Origin of the sequence: Streptomyces sp. NPDC058534 (assembly GCF_042717365.1) — a bacterium.
Classification (GTDB): Bacteria; Actinomycetota; Actinomycetes; order Streptomycetales; family Streptomycetaceae; genus Streptomyces.
Genome location: NZ_JBHXNW010000135.1, coordinates 1 through 3,163 on the forward strand (window position 1 = coordinate 1; position 3,163 = coordinate 3,163).

2 protein-coding genes are annotated in these 3,163 nt (G+C 74.5%); both read right to left on the bottom strand.

Features of this window, described 5'->3' with window-relative positions; all coding sequences use genetic code 11:
- Window positions 1–365: 365 nt before the first annotated feature.
- On the bottom strand, window positions 366–1,613 hold the full coding sequence (locus ACFWR9_RS41365; RefSeq protein WP_383852471.1) for a ketosynthase chain-length factor: 1,248 nt from the start codon (window positions 1,611–1,613) through the stop codon (window positions 366–368).
- The gene (locus ACFWR9_RS41370; protein ID WP_383852473.1) at window positions 1,610–2,875 is read right to left on the bottom strand and encodes a beta-ketoacyl-[acyl-carrier-protein] synthase family protein; all 1,266 of its coding nucleotides are present in this window, start codon (window positions 2,873–2,875) and stop codon (window positions 1,610–1,612) included. The genes ACFWR9_RS41365 and ACFWR9_RS41370 overlap by 4 nt, the downstream gene beginning before the upstream one ends.
- Window positions 2,876–3,163: the final 288 nt, after the last annotated feature.

Genomic DNA, 3,163 nt, shown 5'->3' on the forward strand with positions numbered 1-3,163 from the left:
CGCACGGCGGGAAGTGTGAAGGCCCGGACCGGGGTCCGGGACGGGGATGGCAGCGGGGTGCCGGGTGCTGCGGTGTCCGGCGGGGCTGGGCCTGCCGGGGGTGGGGTGCGTCTTGCCGGGGGTGGTTTTGGGGCCGCGCGGGCGGGGCGGGGTTGTTTCGGTCTGGTGTTGTCGGCGTAGGCGGCGGGTGGTCTTCTTCGGGCGGCGCACGACGGTCACGGCGCCTTCGGCGGTGGTGCGGATGGCCCGGACGCCGGTCACCACCACAGGGCCACGATGTGAATTCGGAGCAGTAGAAGTTCTGTGCGCTTTGTGCATGAGAGGCCGCCGGAACGCGGGGGATGTCGTTCCGGCGGCCGGTCCGGTCAGACGGCGCTCAGGACGGCCGCCGAGTTGAAGCCGCCCCGGCCGCGGGCGAGGACGAGGGCGTGGCGGATGCCCGTCTCGCGGGGGGTGGTGACGAGGTCGACGGGGCAGTCGGCGGCGGGTTCGGTGGTTGCGACGGTGGGCGGGATGATCTGGTCGCGCAGGGTGAGCAGGGCGGCGGCGGTGTCGAGGGTGGCCCCGCCGGCCAGCAGGCGGCCGGTCATCGTCTTGGGTGCGGTGACGGGTACGCCGCGGGGGCCGAACAGGGCGGCGAGGGCCTGGGCTTCGGCGCGGTCGGCGGTGCGGGTGCCGGCGGCGTCGGCGAAGACGACGTCGATGTCGGCGGCGTCCAGGCCGGCGTCGTTGAGGGCCAGGCGGGCGGCGTCGGCCAGGCGTGGGGTGCCGGGGCCGTCGAAGGTGGCCGCGTAGCCGGTGAACGCGCCGTAGACGCGGGCGTCGCGTTCGCGGGCGGCCGGGGCGTTCTCCAGGACGAACAGGGCGCCGCCCTCGCCGACCACGTGGCCGTCGGCCTGCGCGTCGAAGGGCCGGTAGGCGCGGGCGGGGTCGGCGGCGGGGCTGAGGTGGCCGGTGGCGAGGTGGGCGGCCCAGCCCCAGGGGCAGAGTGCGGAGTCGACGCCGCCGGTGACCATCAGGCGGGCGCCTTTGCGGATCTGGCGGCGGGCGTGGGCGAGGGCGTCGAGGCCGCCGGCCTGTTCGGCGACGACGACGCCGCTGGAGCCGCGCAGCTGGTGGCGGATGGAGATCTGGCCGGTGTTGACGGCGTAGAACCAGGCGAAGGACTGGTAGGCGCTGACGTACTGGCCGCCCTTGGACCACAGGGCCTGCAGTTCGCGCTGGCCGAACTCGAAGCCGCCGGCGGAGGAGGCGGTGACGACGCCGGCGCCGTAGTCGGGCAGTGTGGCGGGGTCGCTGCCCGCGTCGTCGAGGGCTTCCTTGGCGGCGGTCAGGGAGAGGCGGGTGACGCGGTCGGTCTGTGACAGCAGGAGGCTGGGCAGGTGGTCCTCGTCGACGAAGCCGGGGATCTCGCCGGCGATGCGCACGGGGTAGCGGGAGGCGTCGAAGCGGGTGAGCGGGCGGATGCCGCTCTCGCCGCGCAGGGTGGCCGCCCACCAGGCTTCGGTGCCCAGCCCGTTGGGGGCCATGACGCCGATGCCGGTGACGACGGAGCCGGTGGTGGCGCCGGTGGTGGCGCGCTGGGCGGGTCGGTCGAGGGTGGCCGTGGTCATGCCGCCTCCTGGAGTCGCGGCCGGGTCAGGACGATGGCGCTCTGGAAGCCGCCGAAGCCGCTGCCGACGCTGAGGACGGTGTCCGTGCGCTGTTCGCGCGCGGTCAGCGGGGTGTAGTCGAGGTCGCAGGCCGGGTCGGCCTCGTGCAGGTTGGCGGTGGGGGGCACGGTGTTGTGCTCGATGGCCAGGGCGCTGGCGGCGATCTCGAGTGAGCCGATCGCGCCGAGGGAGTGGCCGATCATGGATTTGATGGAGCTGACCGGGACCCGGTAGGCGTGGTCGCCGAGGCTGCGTTTGAAGGCGGCGGTCTCGTGGCGGTCGTTCTGTTTGGTGCCGGAGCCGTGGGCGTTGATGTAGTCGACGGCGGTGGGGTCCAGGCGGGCTTCGTCGAGTGCCGCGCGGATCGCCTCGGCCATCTCCGCGCCGTCGGACTTCAGGCCGGTCATGTGGTAGGCGTTGCTGCGGCCGGCGAAGCCCGCGATCTCGGCGTAGATGTGGGCGCCGCGGCGGCGGGCGTGCTCGAACTCCTCCAGGACCAGGACGGCCGATCCCTCGCCGAGGACGAAGCCGTTGCGGGAGCGGTCGAAGGGGCGTGAGGCGGTTTCCGGGGTGTCGTTGCGGGGGCTGGTGGCCTTGATGGCGTCGAAGCAGGCCACGGTGATCGGGGAGATGGGTGCCTCGGTGGCGCCGGTCACCATGATGTCGGCGCTGCCCTCGCGGATCAGGTCGACGGCGTGGCAGACGGAGTCGATGCCGGAGGTGCAGCCGGTGGAGACCAGGGAGACCGGGCCCTGGGCGCCGACGGTGCCGGCCACCTCGGCTGCCATGGAGCTGGGTACGAAGTAGTCGAAGAGGTGCGCGACCGCGCGGGTGTGGTCGACCTCCCAGGTGCTGCCCCGTTCGCTGACCACGCCGTACTCGGTGTCGAGGCCGGTGGTGCAGCCGACGGCGCTGCCCAGGGTGACGCCGGTGCGGACCGGGTCCAGGGCGCCGGCCAGCTGGCTGTCCTCGAGCGCTTCGCGGGCGCTGACGAGGGCGAACTGGGCGGCGCGGTCGAGGCGGGCGGCGTCGGCGGGGCCGATTCCGTGGGCGGTGGGGTCGAAGTCCGCTTCGGCGGCGATGCGCGAGCGGAAGGTGCTCGCGTCGAAGAGTGTGATGCCGCGGGTGGCGGTGCGGCCCGCGGTCAGCGTGTTCCAGAACGCGCGGGTGCCCACGCCGCCCGGGGCCACGACCCCGATGCCGGTGATGACGACCCGCCTCATCGGTTGTCCCTCACAGTTGTCCTCCAGTTTTGAGCCCAGGTACGGGCCGGGTGCGCCGCACCACGCGGCAGGCGCGCCCGATCAGCCGGGGTGCGTGCGGGCCGCGGACGAAGAAGTGGCCGCCGGGGACGGTGCGCCGGACGAAGCGGCCGGTGGTCCAGCGCGCCCAGCCGTCCAGCGTGGCCGCGCCGACGACTCGGTCGTGGGGGGGGGGGGGGGGGGGGGGGGGGCCCGGGGGGGGGGGGGGGGGGGGCGGGGGGCGGCCGCCCCCGCGCGGGGTAAAAAAAA